Annotated in this window: 19 protein-coding genes and 1 tRNA gene; 15 read left to right on the forward strand and 5 right to left on the reverse strand. The window is 69.2% G+C overall.

Translation table 11 applies throughout. The annotated features are described in order from the left end of the window. A complete protein-coding gene (locus ACZ7NC_RS08160) occupies nucleotides 1-756 on the forward strand; it encodes a thermonuclease family protein (protein WP_471485995.1) in 756 nt (251 codons plus the stop codon). Between the two features lie 78 nt (nucleotides 757-834). Here ACZ7NC_RS08160 and ACZ7NC_RS08165 read toward each other — a convergent pair whose 3' ends face one another. Further along, nucleotides 835-1,434, reverse strand: coding sequence for an SACE_7040 family transcriptional regulator (locus ACZ7NC_RS08165; protein WP_471485996.1), 600 nt, complete (start codon nucleotides 1,432-1,434; stop codon nucleotides 835-837). Between the two features lie 95 nt (nucleotides 1,435-1,529). On the opposite strand from ACZ7NC_RS08165, the gene ACZ7NC_RS08170 reads away from it, so the two are divergent. From ACZ7NC_RS08170 to ACZ7NC_RS08220, 11 genes are all read left to right on the forward strand, one after another. Then, nucleotides 1,530-3,146, forward strand: coding sequence for a carboxyl transferase domain-containing protein (locus tag ACZ7NC_RS08170; protein ID WP_471485998.1), 1,617 nt, complete (start codon nucleotides 1,530-1,532; stop codon nucleotides 3,144-3,146). A gap of 26 nt (nucleotides 3,147-3,172) precedes the next feature. Further along, the gene (locus ACZ7NC_RS08175; RefSeq protein ID WP_471486000.1) at nucleotides 3,173-5,110 is read left to right on the forward strand and encodes an acetyl/propionyl/methylcrotonyl-CoA carboxylase subunit alpha; all 1,938 of its coding nucleotides are present in this window, start codon (nucleotides 3,173-3,175) and stop codon (nucleotides 5,108-5,110) included. Then, complete coding sequence (locus ACZ7NC_RS08180) at nucleotides 5,110-6,045, forward strand: hydroxymethylglutaryl-CoA lyase (protein ID WP_471486002.1); 936 nt, start codon at nucleotides 5,110-5,112, stop codon at nucleotides 6,043-6,045. Before ACZ7NC_RS08175 ends, ACZ7NC_RS08180 begins: the two co-directional genes overlap by 1 nt. A gap of 6 nt (nucleotides 6,046-6,051) precedes the next feature. Further along, nucleotides 6,052-7,212 (forward strand): acyl-CoA dehydrogenase family protein, encoded by a 1,161-nt coding sequence (locus tag ACZ7NC_RS08185; protein WP_471486004.1) that lies wholly within the window; start codon nucleotides 6,052-6,054, stop codon nucleotides 7,210-7,212. Nucleotides 7,213-7,486: 274 nt separating this feature from the next. After that, entirely contained in the window at nucleotides 7,487-9,478 is a 1,992-nt protein-coding gene (locus tag ACZ7NC_RS08190) for a glycosyltransferase family 2 protein (protein ID WP_471486006.1), read from the forward strand. Between the two features lie 177 nt (nucleotides 9,479-9,655). Then, nucleotides 9,656-10,702 (forward strand): ABC transporter substrate-binding protein, encoded by a 1,047-nt coding sequence (locus ACZ7NC_RS08195; RefSeq protein WP_471486007.1) that lies wholly within the window; start codon nucleotides 9,656-9,658, stop codon nucleotides 10,700-10,702. 124 nt (nucleotides 10,703-10,826) lie between these two features. Further along, complete coding sequence (locus ACZ7NC_RS08200; RefSeq protein ID WP_471486009.1) at nucleotides 10,827-11,639, forward strand: siderophore-interacting protein; 813 nt, start codon at nucleotides 10,827-10,829, stop codon at nucleotides 11,637-11,639. 170 nt (nucleotides 11,640-11,809) lie between these two features. After that, nucleotides 11,810-13,252, forward strand: coding sequence for a lysine decarboxylase DesA (gene desA, locus ACZ7NC_RS08205; RefSeq protein ID WP_471486011.1), 1,443 nt, complete (start codon nucleotides 11,810-11,812; stop codon nucleotides 13,250-13,252). Next, nucleotides 13,236-14,513 carry a lysine N(6)-hydroxylase/L-ornithine N(5)-oxygenase family protein gene (locus ACZ7NC_RS08210; RefSeq protein ID WP_471486013.1) on the forward strand — a complete coding sequence of 426 codons (1,278 nt, stop codon included), beginning with the start codon at nucleotides 13,236-13,238 and terminating at the stop codon, nucleotides 14,511-14,513. The genes desA and ACZ7NC_RS08210 overlap by 17 nt, the downstream gene beginning before the upstream one ends. Then, nucleotides 14,510-15,034, forward strand: a complete 525-nt coding sequence (locus ACZ7NC_RS08215; RefSeq protein ID WP_471486014.1) for a GNAT family N-acetyltransferase — start codon at nucleotides 14,510-14,512, stop codon at nucleotides 15,032-15,034. Before ACZ7NC_RS08210 ends, ACZ7NC_RS08215 begins: the two co-directional genes overlap by 4 nt. After that, on the forward strand, nucleotides 15,031-16,800 hold the full coding sequence (locus ACZ7NC_RS08220) for an IucA/IucC family protein (RefSeq protein WP_471486016.1): 1,770 nt from the start codon (nucleotides 15,031-15,033) through the stop codon (nucleotides 16,798-16,800). Before ACZ7NC_RS08215 ends, ACZ7NC_RS08220 begins: the two co-directional genes overlap by 4 nt. A 126-nt stretch (nucleotides 16,801-16,926) precedes the next feature. Here ACZ7NC_RS08220 and ACZ7NC_RS08225 read toward each other — a convergent pair whose 3' ends face one another. Next, entirely contained in the window at nucleotides 16,927-18,447 is a 1,521-nt protein-coding gene (locus tag ACZ7NC_RS08225) for a beta-N-acetylhexosaminidase (RefSeq protein ID WP_471486273.1), read from the reverse strand. A gap of 128 nt (nucleotides 18,448-18,575) precedes the next feature. Between ACZ7NC_RS08225 and ACZ7NC_RS08230 the strand changes: the two genes are divergently transcribed. Then, a complete protein-coding gene (locus ACZ7NC_RS08230) occupies nucleotides 18,576-19,433 on the forward strand; it encodes a DUF4429 domain-containing protein (protein WP_471486018.1) in 858 nt (285 codons plus the stop codon). A gap of 23 nt (nucleotides 19,434-19,456) precedes the next feature. Here ACZ7NC_RS08230 and ACZ7NC_RS08235 read toward each other — a convergent pair whose 3' ends face one another. Beyond that, nucleotides 19,457-21,019 carry a purple acid phosphatase family protein gene (locus ACZ7NC_RS08235; RefSeq protein WP_471486020.1) on the reverse strand — a complete coding sequence of 521 codons (1,563 nt, stop codon included), beginning with the start codon at nucleotides 21,017-21,019 and terminating at the stop codon, nucleotides 19,457-19,459. A gap of 175 nt (nucleotides 21,020-21,194) precedes the next feature. Here ACZ7NC_RS08235 and ACZ7NC_RS08240 point away from each other — a divergent pair, with 175 nt between their 5' ends. Next, complete coding sequence (locus ACZ7NC_RS08240) at nucleotides 21,195-21,452, forward strand: hypothetical protein (RefSeq protein WP_471486022.1); 258 nt, start codon at nucleotides 21,195-21,197, stop codon at nucleotides 21,450-21,452. Between the two features lie 14 nt (nucleotides 21,453-21,466). Further along, nucleotides 21,467-23,284: a glutamine--fructose-6-phosphate transaminase (isomerizing) gene (glmS, locus tag ACZ7NC_RS08245; RefSeq protein ID WP_471486024.1), complete on the forward strand. Its 1,818-nt coding sequence runs from the start codon at nucleotides 21,467-21,469 to the stop codon at nucleotides 23,282-23,284. A 140-nt stretch (nucleotides 23,285-23,424) separates the two neighbouring features. Here glmS and ACZ7NC_RS08250 read toward each other — a convergent pair. Beyond that, nucleotides 23,425-23,497, reverse strand: a tRNA-His gene (locus ACZ7NC_RS08250). A gap of 117 nt (nucleotides 23,498-23,614) precedes the next feature. Continuing rightward, entirely contained in the window at nucleotides 23,615-24,217 is a 603-nt protein-coding gene (gene orn / locus ACZ7NC_RS08255) for an oligoribonuclease (RefSeq protein ID WP_471486026.1), read from the reverse strand. Between the last annotated feature and the right edge of the window lie 23 nt (nucleotides 24,218-24,240).

Genomic DNA, 24,240 nt, shown 5'->3' on the forward strand with positions numbered 1-24,240 from the left:
ATGCGCCACCTCAGCCGCTCCTGGACCGTCCCTCTCGTGATCGTCTTCGGCCTTCCCAGCCTGGGCGGTCTCGGAGCGCTCGAATCGCCCGCCCTGGCAGGCGGTGAGGTCATGGCCACCACCGGCGGCCAGACGGGCGACGATCCCCCCGACCCGCCAAAGGCGTCCTCACCGACGGTGGTGATACGCCGCGTCATCGACGGCGACACCGTCGAAGTGCGCGGCGACGACCGCATCGTGCCGAAGAAGACCGTGGTCCGTGTGCGCCTTCTGGAGATCGACACGCCGGAGCGCGGCACCTGCTACGCGAAGCCCGCCACCGCCCGCACCCGTGCGCTGTTGCCCAAGGGCAGCACCGCGCACGCCGTACGCGACGACCAGCTCAAGGACCGCTACGGCCGCTACCTGCTGTACCTGTGGAACGAGAAGAACGTCTTCGTCAACAAGTCCCTCGTCCGCTCCGGTCACGCCGAGGCCGTTCTCTACCCGCCCAACGACAAGTACTGGTCCACGATCTCCCGGGCCCAGAAAGCCGCCCGCCGAGCCGGCGCCGGACTGTGGAGCGCATGCGCCGGGACACCGAAGCCCTCAGACACCCCGCCCCCGCCCGCGGACACCCCGCCCCCACCTCCGAGCAGCCCGGCAAACCCCGGCCTGCCGCCCGGTCCCCCCCGCGGGCGTCCCCGATGTGGACTGCGCGGACCTGCCAGGCCCCGTCTGGGTCGGCTCGGACGACCCGCACCGGCTCGACCGTGACGGGGACGGCATCGGCTGCGAGGCCGACTGAGTGAGACCGCCTGGGCCATCCGCCGCCATCCGCGTGCCGACGTTGGCTCAGCCGACCGCGCCCGCCGCCCCGAACGCCCCCCGAGCCATCCGGTGCAGCAGCACCGCGGTGACCCCGCGTCCCGGCAGCGCCCCCGGCCGTCCCAGATGGGGCGTCGAGTTGAGCAGTCCGAACACCGAGTGCACCGCCGAGCGGGCCGTTGGCTCCGTCAGCTCCGGGTACACCTCGCGCACCACCTCCACCCACAGCTCGACGTACTGCCGCTGCAGCTGTCGTACGAGCTTGCGGTCGCTGTCGCGCAGGCGGTCCAGCTCGCGGTCGTGCAGGGTGATGAGGGGACGGTCGTCGAGGGCGAAGTCGATGTGGCCCTCGATGAGGGAGTCGAGGACCGCCTCGGCCGGCACCCCGTCGGCCTCCGCGAGGCGCCGCTTCGCCCCCGTAAGCAACTGTCCACTGATGCCGACAAGCAGCTCGGCGAGCATCGCGTCCTTGCCCGCGAAGTGCCGGTAGAGACCGGGGCCGCTGATACCCACGGCGGCGCCTATCTCGTCGACACCGACGCCGTGGAAGCCACGCTCGGCGAAGAGCCGCGCGGCCTCCTTGAGGATCTGTTCGCGGCGGGTGGGGGCGTCGGTTCTGGTTGCCATGAAAGCAATTCTAGACAGGGAGGTTAGCGGTCGTTAACCTGAAGGAAATGGTTAACGCTCATTAACAGTCGATCACTGGGTGAGGGGACCGCAGGATGCACGAGGCACCGGAGCTCCACAGCGCGGCAGATCCCGCGTCGGAGGCCTGGCGAGCCAACGAGGAGGCCCATCGGGCGCTCGGCGAGGAGCTGCGCGCCAAGCTTGCGGCCGCGCGGCTCGGTGGCGGTGAGAAGGCGCGCGCCCGGCACACCGCGCGCGGCAAGCTGCTGCCCAGGGACAGGGTCGACACCCTCCTCGATCCCGGCTCGCCCTTCCTGGAGCTCGCTCCCCTCGCCGCCGACGGCATGTACGACGGCCAGGCCCCGGCGGCCGGCGTCATCGCCGGGATCGGCCGGGTCAGCGGACGCGAGTGCGTGATCGTCGCCAATGACGCCACGGTCAAGGGCGGGACGTACTACCCGATGACCGTGAAGAAGCACCTGCGCGCGCAGGAGGTGGCCCTGGACAACCGCCTGCCCTGCGTCTACCTCGTCGACTCCGGCGGCGCCTTCCTGCCCATGCAGGACGAGGTCTTCCCCGACCGCGAGCACTTCGGGCGGATCTTCTACAACCAGGCCCGGATGTCGGGCGCCGGGATCCCGCAGATCGCCGCCGTGCTCGGATCGTGCACCGCCGGCGGCGCCTACGTCCCCGCCATGAGCGACGAGGCCGTCATCGTCCGCAACCAGGGCACGATCTTCCTCGGCGGTCCCCCGCTGGTGAAGGCAGCCACCGGCGAGGTCGTCACCGCGGAGGAGCTCGGCGGCGGCGAGGTCCACTCGCGGGTGTCGGGCGTGACCGACCATCTCGCCGAGGACGACGCCCACGCGCTGCGGATCGTCCGGAACATCGTCGCCACCCTCCCCGCGCGCGGTCCGCTCCCGTGGGAGGTCACCACCGCCGCCGAGCCGAAGGTCGACCCCTACGGCCTCTACGGCGCCGTCCCGGTCGACTCCCGCACCCCCTACGACGTACGCGAGATCATCGCGCGCGTGGTCGACGGCTCCCGTTTCGCCGAGTTCAAGTCCGAGTTCGGGCAGACCCTCGTCACCGGCTTCGCCCGGATCCACGGCCACCCGGTCGGCATCGTCGCCAACAACGGCATCCTGTTCTCCGAGTCCGCCCAGAAGGGCGCCCACTTCATCGAGCTGTGCGATCAGCGCGGGATCCCGCTGGTGTTCCTGCAGAACATCTCCGGGTTCATGGTCGGCAAGGACTACGAGGCCGGCGGCATCGCCAAGCACGGCGCCAAGATGGTGACGGCGGTGGCCTGCACACGCGTGCCGAAGCTGACGGTCGTGGTCGGCGGGTCGTACGGCGCCGGGAACTACTCCATGTGCGGGCGGGCGTACTCGCCCCGCTTCCTGTGGATGTGGCCGGGCGCCAAGATCTCCGTCATGGGCGGCGAACAGGCCGCCTCGGTCCTCGCGACCGTCAAGCGGGACCAGTTGGAGGCGCGGGGCGAGGACTGGCCCGCGCAGGAGGAAGAGTCCTTCAAGGACCCGATCCGTGCGCAGTACGAGCGCCAGGGGAACGCCTACTACGCGACGGCCCGCCTCTGGGACGACGGCGTGATCGACCCGCTGGAGACCCGTCAGGTGCTGGGCCTCGCCCTGACCGCCTGTGCCAACGCGCCGCTGGGTGACCCCCAGTTCGGCGTCTTCCGGATGTGAGGGGGACTTCGACGATGACTCCGACCATGTTTGACACAGTCCTCGTGGCCAACCGGGGCGAGATCGCCGTCCGCGTGATCCGTACGCTCCGCTCGCTGGGCGTGCGCTCGGTGGCTGTCTTCTCCGACGCGGACGCCGACGCCCGGCATGTCCGTGAGGCCGACACGGCGGTGAGGATCGGTCCGGCGGCGGCCGCCGAGAGCTATCTGTCCGTGGAGCGGCTGCTGGAGGCGGCGGCCCGCACCGGCGCCCAGGCGGTCCACCCCGGCTACGGCTTCCTCGCGGAGAACGCCGCCTTCGCGCGCGCGTGCGCCGACGCCGGGCTGGTCTTCATCGGCCCGCCCGCGGACGCCATCGCGCTGATGGGCGACAAGATCCGCGCCAAGGAGACGGTGAAGGCGGCCGGGGTGCCGGTCGTGCCCGGGTCCAGCGGCAGCGGGCTGACGGACTCCGAACTGGCCGACGCCGCCCGCGAGATCGGCACGCCGGTGCTGCTCAAGCCGTCGGCCGGCGGTGGCGGCAAGGGCATGCGGCTGGTGCGGGACTCGGCGAAGCTGGCGGACGAGATCGCCGCCGCCCGCCGCGAGGCCCGCGCCTCCTTCGGCGACGACACCCTCCTGGTCGAGCGATGGATCGACCGCCCCCGGCACATCGAGATCCAGGTCCTGGCCGACGGCCACGGCAATGTGCTGCACCTGGGCGAGCGCGAGTGCTCGTTGCAGCGGCGGCACCAGAAGATCATCGAGGAGGCGCCGAGTGTGCTGCTCGATGAGGAGACCCGGGCGGCGATGGGCGAGGCGGCCGTGCAGGCGGCGCGCTCGTGCGGGTACCGGGGGGCGGGCACGGTGGAGTTCATCGTGCCGGGCGGCGATCCGTCGTCGTACTACTTCATGGAGATGAACACCCGCCTCCAGGTGGAGCACCCGGTCACCGAACTGGTCACCGGCCTCGATCTGGTGGAATGGCAGCTGCGGGTGGCGGCGGGTGAGCGGCTGCCGTTCGCGCAGGACGAGATCCGGCTGACCGGGCACGCCGTCGAGGCCCGCGTCTGCGCCGAGGACCCCGCCCGCGGCTTCCTCCCCTCCGGCGGCACCGTCCTCAGGCTCCGCGAGCCGCAGGGCGACGGCATCCGTACCGACTCCGGGCTGAGCGAGGGCACGGAGGTCGGCAGCCTGTACGACCCGATGCTGTCCAAGGTGATCGCGTACGGCCCCGACCGCGCCACGGCGCTGCGCAAGCTTCGCGCGGCTCTCGCGGAGACGGTCACGCTGGGCGTGCAGACGAACGCCGGGTTCCTGCGGCGGCTGCTCGCGCATCCTGCGGTCGTGGCCGGCGAGTTGGACACGGGGCTGGTCGAGCGGGTGGTGGACGACCTGGTCTCCACCGACGTATCGGAAGAGGTCTACGAGGCGGCGGCGGCCGTACGGCTTGAATCGCTGCGGCCGAAGGGCGACGGCTGGACGGACCCGTTCTCGGTGCCGAGCGGCTGGCGGCTGGGCGGGACGATGAAGCCCGTCGGCTTCCCTCTGCGCGTCCAGGACCCGGTGGAGCACGCCCCGCGCGGCTCCGCCACCGTCGCGGACGACCGCGTTTCGGTGACCCTGGACGGCGTCCGCCACACCTTCCACCTCGCCGCCCTGCCGGACGGCACCTGGCTGGGCCGCGACGGCGACGCCTGGCACGTACGTGACCACGACCCGGTGGCCGCCTCGCTCACCGGGGCCGCCCACGCGGGCGCCGACTCGCTCACCGCGCCCATGCCGGGGACGGTGACGGTGGTGAAGGTCGCCGTGGGGGACGAAGTGATCGCCGGACAGAGCCTGTTGGTGGTGGAGGCGATGAAGATGGAGCACGTCATCTCCGCCCCGCACGCGGGCACGGTCGCCGAACTGGATGTCACACCCGGCACGACGGTCGCCATGGACCAGGTCCTGGCGGTCATCACCCCGGTGGAGGAGGACTGATGACGCTGCCCATGACGGTGCCGACCCCGAATCTGCCCGCCCGCGTCCGCATCCACGAGGTCGGCGCGCGCGACGGCCTGCAGAACGAGAAGTCGACCGTGCCGACAGAGATCAAGGCGGAGTTCGTGCGCCGGCTCGCCGACGCGGGACTGACCACGATCGAGGCCACGAGCTTCGTGCACCCCAAGTGGGTGCCCCAACTCGCCGACGCCGAGCAGCTGTTCCCGCTCGTCGCCGATCTGCCGGACGTGCACCTGCCCGTCCTGGTCCCCAACAATCGCGGCCTGGACCGCGCTCTGACCCTCGGCGCCCGCCGGGTCGCCGTCTTCGCGAGCGCCACGGAGTCCTTCGCCAAGGCCAACCTCAACCGGACGCTGGACGAGTCGCTGGGCGTCTTCGACCCGGTGGTGCGCCGCGCCAAGGAGGAGGGCCTGCACGTCCGCGGTTACGTGTCGATGTGCTTCGGCGACCCCTGGGAGGGCGAGGTCCCCCTCCACCAGGTCGCCCGGGTCTGCAAGGCGCTCGTCGCGATGGGCTGCGACGAGCTGAGCCTCGGCGACACCATCGGCGTGGCGACCCCGGGCCACGTACTCGAACTCCTCTCCCTCCTCAACGAGGAGGGCGTGCCGACGAACGTCATCGGTGTGCACTTCCACGACACCTACGGCCAGGCACTGACCAACACCTACGCCGCCCTGGAGCACGGCGTCACCACGATCGACGCCTCCGCCGGCGGCCTGGGCGGCTGCCCGTACGCCAAGTCCGCCACCGGAAACCTCGCCACGGAAGACCTCGTGTGGATGCTGCGGGGCCTCGGCATCGACACCGGAGTCGACCTCGACCGCCTCGTCGCCACAAGCGCGTGGATGGCCGACCAACTGGGCCGACCCAGCCCGTCCCGCACCGTACGAGCCCTCTCCCACAAGGAGCAGTGAACAGCCATGGACCACCGTCTCTCCCCCGAACTGGAGGATCTCCGCCGCACGGTGGAGGAGTTCGCCCACGACGTCGTGGCGCCCAAGATCGGCGACTTCTACGAGCGTCATGAGTTCCCGTACGAGATCGTCCGGGAGATGGGCCGCATGGGCCTGTTCGGTCTGCCGTTCCCCGAGGAGTACGGCGGCATGGGCGGCGACTATCTGGCGCTCGGCATCGCGCTGGAGGAGCTGGCCCGGGTGGACTCCTCGGTCGCCATCACCCTCGAAGCGGGCGTCTCGCTCGGCGCGATGCCGATCCATCTCTTCGGCACGGACGCCCAGAAGCGGGAGTGGCTCCCCCGCCTCTGCTCAGGCGAGATCCTCGGCGCCTTCGGCCTCACCGAGCCGGACGGCGGCTCGGACGCGGGCGCGACGCGCACGACGGCCCGCCTCGACGAGTCGACGAACGAGTGGGTGATCAACGGCACCAAGTGCTTCATCACCAACTCCGGTACGGACATCACGAGCCTGGTCACGGTCACGGCGGTGACCGGCCGCAAGCCGGACGGCAAGCCGCTGATCTCGTCGATCATCGTCCCGTCCGGCACCCCCGGCTTCACGGTCGCGGCCCCGTACTCGAAGGTCGGCTGGAACGCCTCCGACACCCGTGAGCTGTCCTTCCAGGACGTCCGCGTCCCGGCGGCCAACCTCCTGGGCGAGCAGGGCCGTGGCTACGCCCAGTTCCTGCGCATCCTGGACGAGGGCCGGATCGCCATCGCGGCACTCGCCACGGGCCTGGCGCAGGGCTGTGTGGACGAGTCGGTCAAGTACGCCAAGGAACGCCAGGCCTTCGGCCGTCCCATCGGCGCCAACCAGGCCATCCAGTTCAAGATCGCCGACATGGAGATGAAGGCCCACACGGCCCGCCTCGCCTGGCGCGACGCGGCATCGCGGCTGGTGGCCGGGGAGCCCTTCAAGAAGGAGGCGGCGCTGGCGAAGCTGTACTCGTCGACGATCGCGGTGGACAACGCCCGCGACGCCACGCAGATCCACGGCGGCTACGGCTTCATGAACGAGTACCCGGTCGCCCGCATGTGGCGCGACTCCAAGATCCTGGAGATCGGCGAGGGCACCAGCGAGGTGCAGCGGATGCTGATCGCGCGGGAGCTGGGGTTGGTGGGCTGAGCCTCAGCATCGGCCCGCGCCTACCCGGGCGCGGGCCGACCCGGGGGAAGACTGCGTCTGAGCCGTGGTGAACCACCCGCGCACCCGGGCACCCAGGCGCTTTGAGCCCGCCCTTCACTAGGTGGTCATGCCACAGGCACGGCCTGGTCATGGTATCTTCACATTCCTTTGTGGCATCTTCCCCCGCAAATGGCGCTCAACGGCATCCGACCAGCCAATAGAAAAGCCATCCAGAAAAACGGGGCGTGCCCCGTATTTCTTGGAGAGCGTGACGATGGCTGCCCCGGCCGTTTCCGTAATTGTGGCCGCGTACAATGCGATGCCTTATCTGACGCGTTGCATTACGTCTGTCGCCGAGCAGAGCATCGGCCAGGACGAGCTGGAAATCATCGTCGTCGACGACGGCTCAACCGACGGAACGGCCAAGGAACTTCACCGCCTGGCCGATGTGTACCCCGGGTTGATCAGGATTTTCGAGCAGGAGAATTCCGGCGGCCCCTCGGTGCCTCGTAACGCAGGACTCGACCACGCCCGCGGACGGTTTGTGTTCTTCCTGGACGCCGATGACTACCTGGGCCCGGAAGCACTCGAACGCATGGTGGCCATGGCCGAGGAGAACGGCACGGATGTCGTGCTCGGCAAGATGGTGGGCGTCGGCGGACGCGGGGCCCCTTCCTCGATGTTCCGGCGCGACCAGCCGAAGACCGATGTCTTCTCGTCCCGCGTCTACTGGACGCTCAACCCCATGAAGCTCTTCCGCCGGGAACTGCTGGAGCGTCACGCCCTGCGCTTCCCCGCGGACCTGTCCATCGGCGAGGACCAGCTCTTCGTGGGGCCCGCCTACCTCCACGCGACGGGCATCTCCGTACTGGCTTCCTACGACTGCCTGTACTGGGTGCAGCGCGAGGACGAGGGCAACATCACCCTGCGCACGGGCGGTACCGAGCCCCGGCTGACCTTCCTGCCGCGCGTGATCGACATGATCCTGGAGGACGTGCCGCCGGGCCCCGGCCGCGACCACCTGGCGCACCGGCACCTCACCGTCGAGGTGCGGCAGCTCCTGGACCATCTGGCGCACGAGCACCGCCCCCAGCAGGAAAAGGCCCTCGCCCGGCTCGCCGAGACCATCGCCCCGCTGTGGCACGAGGGCCTGAACGACCGGCTCTCGGCGATGGCCCGGCTGCGGCTGCACCTCGTACGGCAGCAGATGCTGGACGAACTCCTCGCGCTCGTACGGTTCGAGAGGGAACTCGCCCGGAGCACCGTGGCCACCCCGGTCCTCGTCGACGGCGGCCGCGCCCTCGCCCGCTACCCCTTCCTCCGCGATCCCGACCGCGCCATCCCCGACAGCTGCTACGACGTCACCGACCAACTCGGCGTACGCCACCGGGTCACCCGCGCCGAGCTGCGCGGCACCACACTGCGTCTCGCCGGGCACGGCTACCTCCACCGCGTCGCCACCGAAGACGTCAGCACGGAGCTCGTCCTGCGCGAGCGTGACAGCAAGGTGGAGTTCCGGCTGCCGGTCACGCACACCGCGACGCCCGGACTCGGCGCCGACCAGGACGAGGGGCAGTACACCTACGAGAGGGCCGGCTTCGAGGCCGCCGTCGACATCGCCACGGCCGCCGACGGCGGTCCGCTCCGAGACGGGCTGTGGGACATCTCCCTCGCCATCGGCGCCCAGGGCATCACCCGGGAGGTCCGCATCGGCAGCAAGCGGGCCGCCGACGTGTCCGCCAAGGCCGCCACACACGTCGTGGCCACCGCCGAGGGCCCTCGCGCCGCCACCCTCTACACCACCCACCCGCACGGCAACTTCACCCTCGACCTCGGCGAGCAAAAGCACGCCGTACTGCCCCGTCTCGGCCTGGACGACACCGTCCGCTGGGCCTCCGACGCTCCCACGGAGCTGGAGTTCACCGGCCGCTGCACCCTCGCCGGCCACCCCGAGGGCATGCTCGTCGTGGCCCTCCGCAACGACCGGGGAGACAGCGCCGCCTTCCCCGCCTCGACGACCGGCGGCACCTTCGCCGTACGTGTCCCCGTCACCGAACTCCCCGCCGGCCTCTGGCACGGCGAACTGCGGCTCGGTGACTGGGCGTTGCCCCTCCCGGCGCTCCCCGGCACCCTCACCGCGGCGAAGTGGCGCCGCCGCGCCCTGCCCTGGTACGCCAAGCCCGCCGCGGACGGGGAGCAGGGCTTCGCCCTTCAGGTCGCCAGGACCGACCTCGTCAGGGCGGTGACTCGGCGCATCAAAGCTTGACGGGAGCCGGTTCGGACTCCGACCGGGGTGAGGGGGCGGCGGGACGTCGACAAGCCCACAGCCGCCCCTCAGCTTTCGATCACAAGGACCCCACCCTCTGGACATCAGCTCAGGTTAGGCTAACCTACCTTCGAATTGTCCGGCCGGTGATCAGCCCTGTTCGAAAGCAGCGTAGCCATGTCCAACGCAAGAGCCACCCACCTCACCCGCCGCGGCATCCTCGCCGCCGGCGGCGCCCTCGGCCTCGGGGCCGTGCTCACGGCCTGCGGGGACGACGACGCGAAAAGCGATGGTTCCGGCGAGGGCACGACCGCCGCCAAGTCCGGCCCCTGGACGTTCAAGGACGACCGCGGCACCACCGTGAAGCTCGACAAGGTTCCGACGAAGATCGTCGCCTTCGTCGGTCTCGCGGCCGCCCTGTACGACTACGGCATCGAGGTCAAGGGCGTCTTCGGCCCGACCAAGACGCAGGACGGCAAGGCCGACGTCCAGGCCGGCGACATGGACGTCAGCAAGCTGACCGTCTTCGGCAACGTCTGGGACCAGTTCAACGTCGAGCAGTACGCGGCGTTCGCCCCCGAGGTCCTCATCTCCACGACCTTCGACAGCGCCGGCACCCTCTGGTACGTCCCCGAGGCATCCAAGGACAAGATCGCCAAGCTCGCCCCGAGCGCGGCCATCTCCGTCTACGACCGTCAGCTGACCCAGCCACTGGAGCGGGTGTGGGAGCTGGCCGAGTCCCTCGGCGCGGACCTGAAGGCCGCCAAGGTGGCCCAGTCCAAGAAGGACTTCGAGGCCGCCGCCGAGCGCCTGCGCAAGGCAGCCAAGTCCCGCCCCGAGATCAAGGTGATGGCCGGTTCCGCCAGCCAGGACATCTTCTACGTCTCCGGCACCAACCTCTCCATCGACCTTGAGTACTTCAAGGCCCTCGGCGTGAACTTCGTCGAGCCGCCGGAGAGCGCCAAGAAGGAGGGCGGCGGCTGGTTCGAGAGCCTCAGCTGGGAGAATGTCGACAAGTACCCGGCCGACATCATCATGATGGACGACCGGTCGTCGACGATTCAGCCGGCCGACATCACCGAGGCGACCTGGAAGAAGTTGCCGGCGGTCAAGGCCGGGCAGGTCATCGCGCGTTCGCCCGAGCCGATTCTGTCGTACGACAAGTGCACACCGCTGCTGACCAGCCTTGCCGAGGCCATCGAGAAGGCCAAGAAGGTCGCGTAGGCGCTCCGCTGGGAGAGCCGGTTCAGCGCCGTAGGCCCACCGCACCGTGGTGAACTGCGCGTCCACCGTGGCTGGTCGCGCAGTTCCCCGCGCCCCTTTGGGGCGCGTCACCTCAGGAGCACATATGACCACCGCCGTCGCCGCCCCGTTCCGATTCTTTTCCCTCCAGGTCGTACGGACGCGGCGGCTCGGGCCGTCCATGGTCCGGGTCACCTTCGCAGGGGAGGATCTGCGGTACTTCTTCTCCGACGGGTGTGACCAGAGCCTGTCGTTGTTCCTGCCGCACCCCGGCCAGACCGAACCCCGGGTTCCCCTCGAACTCGGCGACGGCTGGTGGCACGGGTGGCGTGAACTCCCCGACGACGTCCGCGCCGTGATGCGGTCGTACACGCTCCGCGCGCTCCGCCGGGACCCCGACGAGATCGACATCGACTTCGTCCTGCACACCCCGGCCGGGCCCGCCTCCCACTGGGCCTCCGGCGCGACCGCCGGCGACCGGGTCCTGCTGCTCGGTCCGGCCATCGCCGACAACCGGGCGATCCGGTTCCGGCCGCCGGAGGACGCCGACCTGGTCGTCATATGGGGCGACGAGACCGCCGTACCCGCCGTCTCCGCCATCCTCGAAACGCTGCCGGCCGGCACCCGCGCCCGGGTGTGGCTGGAGGTGCACGACGCCGGGGACATCCAGGACCTGGCGACCGCGGCCGACGCCGAGGTCACCTGGCTGGTGCGGCAGGAGGCCCTCGCCGCCATCCGGGCCGCCCAACTCCCCGCCGCCGCGCGGCCGTACGTCTGGCTCGCGGGCGAGTCCGGCAGCGTGAAGGCGCTGCGCCGGCACTTCGTCGGTGAGCGCGGGGTGGACCGGCGCCGGGTGACCTTCGTGGGGTACTGGAGGCAGGGGCTGAGCGAGGAGCAGCTGCGGGAGCGAGGGGAGTAACCGCCCCTGAAAGCAAGGCGATTGGGCCGCAACGGCAACTGAAGTGATCGTCGTCACCCTTGATGCCGTCCTGGCCAAAGCAACTTAGGTTAGGCTAACCTAAGTGGCATCCTGCGCCACGCACCCCGCATCACGCACTTCACGGCCCGCCCCCACCGGAGGACCTCCCCATGCGCTCGCACCTGCTCAATGACACGACCGCGGAGCGGTACCGCAGCTCCGTGACCGAAGGTATAGAGCGGGTGGCAGCCAAACTCGCCGCCACCGACCGTCCGTTCACCGGTGTCGCCGTCGACGCCCTCGCCCCGGCCATCGACGCGATCGACCTCGACCAGCCGCTGCACGACACCGCCGCGGTGCTCGACGAACTGGAGGACGTCTACCTCCGGGACGCGATCTACTTCCACCACCCCCGCTACCTCGCCCACCTCAACTGCCCGGTCGTCATCCCCGCGGTGCTCGGCGAGGCGATCCTCTCCGCCGTCAACTCATCCCTGGACACCTGGGACCAGTCGGCCGGCGGCACCCTCATCGAGCGCAAGCTCATCGACTGGACGACCGACCGAATAGGCCTCGGCGAGAACGCCGACGGTGTCTTCACCTCGGGCGGCACGCAGTCCAACCTCCAGGCGCTCCTCCTCGCCCGCGAGGAGGCCAAGAGCGACAGCCTGGCCAAACTGCGCGTCTTCGCCTCCGAGGTCAGCCACTTCAGCGTGAAGAAGTCCGCGAAACTGCTGGGCCTGGGCCAGGACGCCGTGGTCTCCCTCCCCGTCGACCACGACAAGCGCATGCAGACCGTCGCCCTCGCCCACGAGCTGGAGCGCTGCCGGCAGGACGGTCTGGTGCCCATGGCCGTCGTCGCCACCGGCGGCACCACCGATTTCGGCTCCATCGACCCGCTGCCCGAGATCGCCGAACTGTGCGAGCAGTTCGGCACCTGGATGCACGTCGACGCCGCCTACGGCTGCGGCCTGCTGGCGTCCCTGAAGTACCGGGACCGCATCGACGGCATCGAGCGCGCCGACTCGGTCACCGTCGACTACCACAAGTCCTTCTTCCAGCCGGTGAGTTCGTCCGCCGTGCTGGTCCGCGACGCCTCGACGCTGCGCCACGCCACCTACCACGCGGAGTACCTCAACCCGCGCCGTATGGTCACCGAGCGCATCCCCAACCAGGTCGACAAGTCCCTGCAGACCACCCGCCGCTTCGACGCCCTCAAGCTGTGGATGACCCTGCGCACGATGGGCGCCGACGGCATCGGGCAGCTCTTCGACGAGGTCTGCGATCTGGCCGTGGAGGGCTGGAAGCTGCTGGCCGCCGACCCCCGCTTCGACGTGGTCGTGGAGCCGTCCCTGTCCACCCTCGTCTTCCGCTACATCCCGGCCGCCGTCACCGACCCCGCCGAGATCGACCGCGCCAACCTGTACGCCCGCAAGGCCCTGTTCGCCTCCGGCGACGCGGTGGTCGCGGGCACCAAAGTGAGCGGTCGCCACTACCTGAAGTTCACCCTGCTCAACCCCGAGACGACGACCGAAGACATCGCCGCCGTCCTCGACCTGATCGCCGGCCACGCCGAGCAGTACCTGGGAGAGTCCCTTGACCGCGCGTCCTGAAAACCCGACCGCAACCCATGACTTCGTGGGGATCGGGCTCGGCCCGTTCAACCTCGGCCTCGCCTGTCTGACCGAGCCGATCGAGGAACTCGACGGCGTCTTCCTGGAGTCGAAGCCGGACTTCGAATGGCACGCGGGCATGTTCCTGGAGGGCGCCCATCTCCAGACCCCGTTCATGTCGGACCTGGTCACCCTGGCCGACCCGACCTCGCCGTACTCCTTCCTGAACTACCTGAAGGAGAAGGGCCGGCTGTACTCGTTCTACATCCGCGAGAACTTCTACCCGCTGCGGGTCGAGTACGACGACTACTGCCGCTGGGCCGCGAACAAGCTGAGCAGCATCCGCTTCGGCACGACGGTGACGGAGGTGACGTACGAGGACGAGGTCTACGTCGTGAAGACCGCCGCCGGTGAGCTCTTCCGCGCCCGCCACCTGGTCCTCGGCACCGGCACCCCGCCGTACATACCCGACGCGTGCCAGGATCTCGGCGGCGACTTCATCCACAACTCCCGCTATCTGGCCGGCAAGGCGGAGCTGCAGAAGAAGGAGTCGATCACCCTGGTCGGCTCCGGGCAGTCCGCGGCCGAGATCTACTACGACCTGCTCAGCGAGATCGACGTCCACGGCTACCGGCTGAACTGGGTCACCCGCTCCCCGCGCTTCTTCCCGCTGGAGTACACCAAGCTCACGCTGGAGATGACCTCGCCGGAGTACATCGACTACTACCGCGAGCTCCCGGAGGCCACCCGCTACCGGCTCACCGCCGAGCAGAAGGGCCTGTTCAAGGGCATCGACGGCGATCTGATCAACGAGATCTTCGACCTGCTCTACCAGAAGAACCTCGGCGGTCCCGTGCCAACGCGTCTGCTGACCAACTCCTCGCTGAACAGCGCGCGATACGAGAGCGGCACGTACACCCTGTCCTTCCGTCAGGAGGAGCAGCAGAAGGACTTCGAGCTCGACACGCAGGGGCTGGTCCTCGCCACCGGTTACAGGTACGCCGAGCCGGAGTTCCTGGCGCCCGTGCGCGACCGTCTGGTCCGCGACTCCCGGGGCAACTTCGACGTCGCCCGCAACTACGCCATCGACATCACCGGCCGCGGGGTGTTCCTCCAGAACGCCGGCGTCCACACGCACAGCATCACCAGCCCCGACCTGGGCATGGGCCCTTACCGGAACGCGTACATCATCCGCGAGCTGCTCGGCACCGAGTACTACCCGGTGGAGAAGACGATCGCGTTCCAGGAGTTCTCCGTATGACGTTCACGTTCCGCCCCCTCGACCCCCTGAAGGACGCCGAGCTCCTCCACGCCTGGGTCACCCACCCCAAGGCCGCCTTCTGGATGATGCAGGACGCACGGCTGGAGGATGTCGAGCGCGCGTACATGGAGATCGCGGCCGACGAGCACCACCACGCCCTGCTCGGCCTCCAGGACGGCGTCCCCGCCTTCCTGATGGAGAAGTACGACCCCGCCCATCGGGAGCTGGTCGGCCTGTACGAGCCCGAGCCCGGCGACGTCGGCATGCACTTCCTGACGCCGGCCACCGACAAGCCCGTGCACGGCTTCACCAAGGCTGTCATCACCGCCGTGATGACCCACCTCTTCGAGGACCCGCGCACCGCCCGCGTCGTCGTCGAGCCGGACGTCGCCAACAAGGCCGTCCACGCCCTGAACGAGGCCGTCGGGTTCATACCCGAGCGAGAGATACAGAAGCCGGAGAAGAAGGCGTTGCTGAGTTTCTGCACCCGCGAGCACTTCGAGAAGGCGGTGCACGGATGAGCCTCGCCGACGCCACGGCCCACCTCTCCCCCGAGCGCTGGGCGCAGGCCAACCGCCTCCTCATCCGCAAGGCACTCGCCGAGTTCGCGCACGAGCGGCTGATCACCCCCGAGCAGGACGGCGATCAGTACGTCGTACGAAGCGACGACGGCCTGACCCGGTACACCTTCACGGCCGTGATCCGCGCCCTCGACCACTGGCAGGTCGACGCCGGCTCGATCACCCGTCACCGGGACGGCGCCGAACTCCCGCTCGCCGCCCTGGACTTCTTCATCGAGCTGCAGAAGTCCCTGGGCCTGAGCGACGAGGTCCTGCCGGTCTACCTGGAGGAGATCTCCTCCACTCTCTCCGGCACCTGCTACAAGCTCACCAAGCCGCAGACCCCGGTCGCCGAGCTGGTCAAAAGCGGCTTCCAGGCCATCGAGACCGGCATGACCGAGGGCCACCCCTGCTTCGTGGCCAACAACGGGCGGCTCGGCTTCGGCATCCACGAGTACCTGTCGTACGCCCCCGAGACCGCGAGCCCGGTCCGGCTGGTCTGGCTCGCGGCCCATCGCTCACGGGCCGCGTTCACGGCCGGTGTCGGCATCGAGTACGAGGCCTTCGTACGTGACGAACTGGGCGCGGAGACCGTCGAGCGCTTCGACGGCGTCCTGCGCGACCAGAACCTCGACCCGGCGGACTACCTCCTCATCCCCGTCCACCCCTGGCAGTGGTGGAACAAGCTCACCGTCACCTTCGCCGCCGAGGTCGCCCGGCAGCACCTGATCTGTCTGGGCGAGGGCGACGACGAGTACCTGGCCCAGCAGTCCATCCGGACCTTCTTCAACTCCTCCAGCCCCGAGAAGCACTATGTGAAGACGGCCCTGTCCGTCCTCAACATGGGCTTCATGCGCGGACTCTCGGCCGCCTACATGGAGGCCACCCCCGCGATCAACGACTGGCTGGCCCAGCTCATCGAGGGCGACCCGGTGCTGAAGGCGACCGGTCTGTCGATCATCCGCGAGCGTGCCGCCGTCGGCTACCGGCATCTGGAGTACGAGAAGGCCACCGACCGCTACTCGCCGTATCGCAAGATGCTGGCCGCCCTGTGGCGCGAGAGCCCGGTCGCCTCCCTGAACGAGGGCGAGTCACTGGCCACGATGGCCTCGCTCGTCCACGTCGACCACGAGGGCGCCTCCTTCGCCGGTGCGCTGATCGAAGAGTCGGGTCTGACGCCGACGGAGTGGCTGCGCCGCTATCTGAAGGCCTACTTCACCCCGCTCCTCCACAGCTTCTACGCCTACGACCTGGTGTTCATGCCACACGGCGAGAACGTCATCCTGGTCCTGAAGGACGGCGTCGTCCAGCGCGCGATCTACAAGGACATCGCCGAGGAGATCGCCGTCATGGACCCGGACGCGGTGCTGCCGCCGACGGTCGAGCGGCTGCGTGTGGACGTGCCGGAGGACAAGAAGCTCCTGTCCGTCTTCACGGACGTCTTCGACTGCTTCTTCCGCTTCCTCGCCGCGAACCTCGCGGCCGAGGGGATCCTGGAGGAGGACGAGTTCTGGCGCACGGTCGCCGAGGTCACCCGGGACTACCAGCGCTCGGTGCCCGAACTCGGCGACAAGTTCAAGCAGTACGACATGTTCGCCCCCGAGTTCGCGCTGTCCTGCCTCAACCGGCTCCAGCTGCGCAACAACAAGCAGATGGTCGACCTGGCGGACCCGGCCGGCGCACTGCAACTGGTGGGCAACCTGAAGAACCCCATCGCAGGGCTGTAGACCCGGCCCCACACAGACAGGCGGGCACCCCGGGGTACGGTCCCCCGGGGTGCCCGTCGGCTTCAGCGCCCCTTTAGGGGCGCGGGGAACTGCGCGACCAGCCCCCACCGGCCCGCAGACGACCAATCACCAGGGAACCTGCGGCGACCGGTAGAAGTTGATCCCCAACGCCTCCCACCGCGGCCCCTGCGCGGCAAGCCGCACCTTGTAGGCATGCCAGTCATGCGTGGAAGCCGGCGACCACCCGAGCTCGGCCACACCCGCCAGCCTCGGGAACGCCATGTACTCGATGTCGTCCGACTTGGTGATCGTCTCCGTCCACAGCGGAGCCTCCACACCTCGGATCGCCGAAGCAGGCGCCCCGGGAAGGTAGTTGCCCGGATCCCAGTCGTACGACCGCTTCACCTCCACCAGGCCGGCCCAGTCCAGCCCCAGCGGAGTGTCGGCCGTGTACTTCATGTCGAGGTAGATCCGGTCCGCCGGAGACAGCACGATCCCCGTCCCGCTCTGCGCGGCCTTGGCGACCTGCGCCTTCTCCTCGGCACTCGTACCGTCCAGCCCCCAGTACTGGGCGACAGCCCCCGGCGCCGGAGTCGCCCCGGTCAGCTGGTGCCAACCGACGACGGTCTTGCCGTACTCGGCGACGATGGGCTGCACCCGGTCCATGAACCTCACATAGTCCTCGTGGCTGGTCGAGTGCGCCTCGTCGCCGCCGATGTGGAGGTACTTGCCCGGCGTGAGCGCGGCGAGCTCCCGGATCACGTCGTCCACGAAGTCGTATGTGATCGCCTTGTCGACGCACAGCGAGCTGAAGCCGACCTCGGTGCCGGTGTAGAGCGGGGGCGCGACGCCGTCGCAGTTCAGCTCGGCGTAGGAGGCCAGCGCCGCGTTCGTGTGGCCGGGCATGTCGATCTCGGGGACGACCTCCAGATAGCGGGAGGCGGCGTACCGCACGATCTCCTCATAGTCGGCCTTGGTGTAGTGGCCGCCGGGGCCGCCGCCGACCTGGGTCGAGCCGCCGTAGGCCGCGAGGCGCGGCCAGGAGTCGATGGCGATGCGCCAGCCCTGGTCGTCGCTGAGGTGCAGATGCAGCTTGTTGATCTTGTACAGGGCGAGCTGGTCGATGTAGCGCTTGACCTGGTCGACGGTGAAGAAGTGCCGGGAGACATCGAGCATCGCGCCGCGCCAGCCGTAGCGCGGGGTGTCCTGGATCGTGCCGCCCGCCACCAGCCAGGGGCCGGGCTGGACGGAGTCCTTCTCGACGGCCGCCGGGAGCAGCTGGCGCAGGGTCTGCACGCCGTGGAAGAGGCCGGCGGGCTGGGCCGCGGTGATGGTGACGCCCTTGCGGCCGCTGTCGAGGCGGTAGCCCTCGGCGCCGAACGGGCCCTTGGCCAGGCGCAGTCGGATGCCGCCGGGACCGTGTTCGGTGACCGGGAGTCGGTAGCCGGTGGCGGGGCGGAGTATGTGCGCGAGGTATTCGCCGACGCGGCGGGTCTCGCGGGAGTCGTCAACGCGTATGCGGGTGTCGCGGGTGATTCGGTAGGGGGATCCGCTCGGGGCGACCGACGCGGGCGCGGGGACCACGCGGTCGAGCGGGGTGGGTGGGGCCGCCTGTGCGGGAGCGGCCCCTGTCACGGAGACGCCCATCGCGACCAGCAGCAGGGAACCGAGAAGGCGCAGCGTTCTGTGTCTCACAAAACCGTCCCTTCCATGAGCCGTTGAGCTCCAAGAGGTCTGGACCACTCTCTCGTGGGACTGGTGGAACAATCCACCCCATGGCGGAAATCATCCAGAAGGACGGCACGTGGGTCTTCGACGGCGACGCACTGCGGCTGACTCCCGGACGGGACAAGAACGTCAGCCTGTTCCGCAAGACGCTGGGTGAACTGGTCGTCCCCCTGGGGGCGTTGGCGGGGGTCTCCTTCGAGCAGGGCAAGAAGGCCGGACGGCTCAGGCTGCGCCTGCGCGACGGTGCCGACCCGCTGCTGCACGCCACCGGCGGCCGGCTCACCGAGCCCCATGACCCCTACCAGCTGATCGTGGAGTCCGACCGCTACGGCGTCGCGGAGTACTTCGTGGACGAGGTGCGCAACGGCCTGCTGCTGGACGAGGTGCCCGCCGACCCGGTCGAGGCGTATCTGCTGCCGGGCCCCTCAGTCCCCCTGTCGGTCTCCGCCGGGGACGCCACCGCGAGCTTCGACGGGGAGCACGTCCGCCTGGAGTGGAACTGGAAGACGGAGGACGCCAAGGCCGCCGCCGGCACCCGCTCCCTCACCCTCGCCGACATCTCGGCCGTGGAGTGGCATCCGGCGGCGGGCCTGGAGAACGGACACCTCCGCTTCACCGTGAGGAACGCGCCCACCAAGGCCCCGCCCAAGTACGACCCGAACTCCGTGGAGCTGTGGGGGTTCAAGAAGGACCCGCTGATGGCCCTGATCGCGGCGGCCGTCCAGGCCCGTCTGCCGCATCCGGCGGCGCCCGTCGCGGCCGCCGCTCCGCAGGAGGACACCGTGGTGCAGGACCACGACGCCCTCCTGCGCCGCCTGCGTGAACTCGGCGAGCTCCATCGCACGGGAGTGCTGACGGACGAGGAGTTCACCATGGCCAAGCAGGCGGTTCTGAAGCGGATGTAGCGGATACCCCCGGTGCCGCGGGCCTACTTGGCCTTGCGGGCCACCGTGAAGTGGTCGATCCGGTCACCCGTCTCCGCGATGCCCTGCACCTTCAGGGTGGCGTAGCGGCCGCGGGGGGCGGGGTTCACGTCCACGCGCAGGAACGAGTAGTTCAGGTAGCGCACACGCGACCAGGCGACGGTCTCGTTCTTCTTGCCGTCCTTGAGGTTGACGAAGGAGGCCACGGAGTCGACCTCGTTCTCGTGTCCCTCGTAGGAGTCCGGCGCGGAGAACGCGTACAGGCTCCGGCCGGCCGCGCCCGCCGTGACGTAGACGACGCCCTCGGTCTCGGGGTAGGCCGTGCCGCCTGTCTCCAGCTTCTTGGTGACCTTGTCGCCCTTGATCACGTCGGTGCGCTCGTACTGGTGGTTGTGACCGTTGATCACGAGGTCCACCTGGTACTTCTCGAACAGCGGCACCCACTCCTGGCGCACGCCCCCCTCCGAGGCGTGCGCGGTGGAGGTGCAGTACGCGCAGTGGTGGAAGAACACGATGACGAAGTCGATGTCGTGGGCCGCGCGGAACTTCTTCAGCTGCTCCTCGAACCACTTGGTCTGCGTACCCCCGGAGATGCCGAGGTTGGCGGGGATCTCGTACGACACGTCGTTGGGGTCGAGCGAGATGACCGCGGTGTTGCCGTAGACGAAGGAGTAGACGCCCGGCAGGTTCTTCCGGTCCGGCCCGTTGTCGGGGAGCGTGAAGCGGGCCTCCTCGCCGCCGTAGCCGTTGGGCGAGTACCAGGCCTCCATGTCGTGGTTGCCGTACGACACCATCCACGGCACGGACTTGGCGACCGACTCGGTCTGGTACAGGAACTGGTCCCAGGTGCGCGAGTCGAAGCCGGTGTCGGAGGTCTTGCCCTGGCCGGCCGGGTCGCCGTACGCGATGTCGCCGGCGTGCAGGTGGAAGACGGGGTTCTGGCCGAGGATCAGGCTGTCGTTGGCCAGCGCGTGGTAGCTGACGCCCTGGTCGCCGAAGGCCGTGAAGGTGAACGGCGTCTTGTGGGCGGGGGCGGTGGTGAAGGTGCCCAGGGTGCCGAGCAGGTGCGGCTCGGCGGGGTCGAAGCCCTGGTGGCCGACGCCGTAGTAGTAGGTCCGGCCGGGGCGCAGATGGCTCAGCTTGGCATGGACGTAGTACTGGGTGTGGTCGGCGCTGGCGCCGACGCCGGCCGGGGTGTACAGGGTGCGGACCTCGGCCTCGATCTTGCGGGAGAGGTCCCAGGGGTGGGCGCCGATCCGGACGAACGGCTTCTTCACGGCGACCGGCACCTGCCACGAGACGGTCATCTCGGTGCGGGCGTCATTGCCGAAGGCGAGGTGGCGGCCGAAGGGGGCGACGACCGCGCCGTCGACGGTCTCGGTCTGCGTCAGGGGCTGCGTCCTGGTGGCGGCCTGGGCGGTGGCGCCGGGCACGAACGCGCCACCCGCGACGGCGCCGAGGGTGACGGCGCCGCCTCTGATCATCGTGCGCCGCGAGAACCTGGTGCGCAGGTACTCGTGCTGTTCGGCCATGCTCATGCGCTCGGCCAGCTGCTGGGGTACACCCATGCGGGGAATGTCCATGGCGACACAAGGTGGTCTGTGCACACATCCCCCCGCGGAACAACCGCCCAACGAACACCCATGGGCGTTCCATAACTCTCCCAAAGCCCCCTGACACCCTCCTGCCCGAAATCGGGCAGGATTCTTGCGAACCGGCCCCTCATACCCCAGGATCTACCGAGTGCACGACGACCTTGTTGATCACCTGACCCGCAGCACGCCCCTCAGTCGGGGCGAGGCGCTGCGGGTGATCCAGGACGTGCTCGCCTACTTCGACGAGACGACCGATGAGTTCGTCCGTCGCCGCCACCGCGAGCTCCAGGCCCAGGGCCTGGTGAACGCGGCGATCTTCGAACGGATCGAGGCGGACCTGAAATACCGGACGGTGGCACCACCGGAGCTCACGCTCCGCCAGCTGCGCCGGATCGTCTACGGCTAGGGATACCTATATATATGTGCGGAATCGTCGGATACATCGGGAAGCGTGATGTGGCGCCTCTGCTGCTGGAGGGCCTGCAGCGGCTGGAGTACCGCGGCTACGACTCGGCCGGTATCGCCGTCACCTCCCCGAAGACGGCCGGCCTGAAGACCGTCAAGGCCAAGGGCCGGGTCCGCGACCTGGAGGCCAAGGTCCCGGCGCGCTTCAAGGGCACGACCGGTATCGCCCACACCCGCTGGGCCACCCACGGCGCCCCCTCCGACGTGAACGCCCACCCGCACCTGGACGCCGAGGGCAAGGTCGCCGTCGTCCACAACGGCATCATCGACAACGCCTCCGACCTGCGCCGCAAGCTGGAGGCGGACGGCGTCGAGTTCCTCTCCGAGACCGACACCGAGGTCCTCGTCCACCTCATCGCCCGCTCGCAGGCGGAGAAGCTGGAGGACAAGGTCCGCGAGACGCTCCGGCTCATCGAGGGCACGTACGGCATCGCGGTGCTGCACGCCGACTTCCCGGACCGCATCGTGGTCGCCCGCAACGGCTCCCCGGTCGTCCTCGGCATCGGCGAGAAGGAGATGTTCGTCGCCTCGGACATCGCCGCGCTGGTCGCCCACACCCGGCAGATAGTGACGCTGGACGACGGCGAGATGGCGACGCTGAAGGCCGACGACTTCCGCACCTACACCACGGAGGGCACGCGTACGACCGCCGAGCCCACCACCGTGGAGTGGGAGGCGGCGTCGTACGACATGGGCGGCCACGACACCTACATGCACAAGGAGATCCACGAGCAGGCCGACGCCGTGGACCGCGTGCTGCGCGGCCGGATCGACGACCGCTTCTCCACCGTGCACCTCGGCGGCCTGAACCTGGACGCCCGCGAGGCCCGCCAGATCCGTCGCGTGAAGATCCTCGGCTGCGGCACCTCGTACCACGCGGGCATGATCGGCGCCCAGATGATCGAGGAACTGGCCCGCATCCCCGCGGACGCCGAGCCGGCCTCCGAGTTCCGCTACCGCAACGCGGTGGTGGACCCCGACACCCTGTACATCGCGGTCTCCCAGTCCGGCGAGACGTACGACGTCCTGGCGGCCGTCCAGGAGCTGAAGCGCAAGGGCGCTCGGGTGCTGGGCGTGGTGAACGTGGTCGGTTCCGCCATCGCCCGAGAGGCGGACGGCGGCATCTACGTGCACGCGGGCCCGGAGGTCTGCGTGGTCTCGACGAAGTGCTTCACGAACACGACGGTCGCCTTTGCCCTGTTGGCGTTGCACCTGGGCCGCACCCGCGACCTCTCGGTCCGCGACGGCAAGCGCATCATCGAGGGCCTGCGCAAGCTGCCCGCCCAGATCGCCGAGATCATGGAGCAGGAGGGGGAGATCGAGAAGCTGGCCCAGAGTTACGCCGAGGCCCGCTCGATGCTCTTCATCGGCCGCGTCCGCGGCTACCCGGTCGCCCGTGAGGCCTCCCTCAAGCTCAAGGAGGTCTCCTACATCCACGCCGAGGCCTACCCGGCCTCCGAGCTCAAGCACGGCCCGCTGGCCCTGATCGAGCCGGCCCTTCCCACGGTCGCGATCGTCCCCGACGACGACCTCCTGGAGAAGAACCGCGCCGCCATGGAGGAGATCAAGGCCCGCAGCGGCAAGATCCTGGCAGTGGCCCACCAGCACCAGGAGAAGGCGGACCAGACGATCGTGGTCCCGAAGAACGAGGACGAACTCGACCCCATCCTGATGGGCATCCCGCTCCAACTCCTCGCCTACCACACGGCGTTGGCCCTGGGCCGGGACATCGACAAGCCGCGGAACCTCGCGAAGTCGGTGACGGTGGAGTAGCTGTCGGTGGAGTAGTCGACCCAAGGAGCGCGGTGCCGCAGTCGATGCGGGCCGCGCTCCGTCGCGTCGGCATCAGAGACACAGCGGAAAAAAGGTTCAGCCGGTGACTTCGTTCCTGAAGTCACCGGCTGAACACCAAGGGTGAGTGACGGGACTCGAACCCGCGGCATCCTGGACCACAACCAGGTGCTCTACCAGCTGAGCTACACCCACCATGACCGGTTGTTGACTTCCGTGAAGTCCCCTACCGGCCGAGAAAAAGTGTACAGGGTCCGAAGGGGTGCTCGCGCACGCCTTTTACGGCGCCCGTGTGCGACCCCTCTCGCACACCTACTGAGCAGGCAGAACGTACTTCGCGGCGATCGACTTCGCGGTGTCGGAGTCCGGTCCCGGCTGGGGTACGAAGACGGCTTCGCGGTAGTAGCGGAGTTCGGCGATCGACTCGCGGATGTCGGCGAGGGCCCGGTGGTTGCCGTTCTTCTCGGGGCTGTTGAAGTAGGCGCGCGGGTACCAGCGGCGGGCCAGCTCCTTGATCGAGGAGACGTCGACGATCCGGTAGTGGAGGTAGTCCTCCAGCGTCGGCATGTCACGCAGCAGGAACCCGCGGTCGGTGCCCACGGAGTTCCCGCACAGCGGGGCCTTGCCGGGTTCCTTGACGTGTTCGCGTACGTACGTCAGGACCTGGTCCTCGGCGTCCTTGAGTGTCGTGCCGGCGGCGAGTTCGTCCAGCAGCCCGGACGCGGTGTGCATCTGACGCACCACCTCCGGCATCGTCTCCAGCGCCGAATCCGGCGGACGGATGACGATGTCCACGCCCTCGCCGAGGACGTTCAGCTCGGAGTCGGTGACGAGGGCGGCAACCTCGATGAGCGCGTCGTCGGACAGCGAGAGGCCGGTCATCTCGCAGTCGATCCACACCATGCGATCGTTCATGCGACCACCCTAAAGCTGACGTC

The sequence above is a fragment of the Streptomyces sp. NPDC111802 genome (assembly GCF_055634335.1).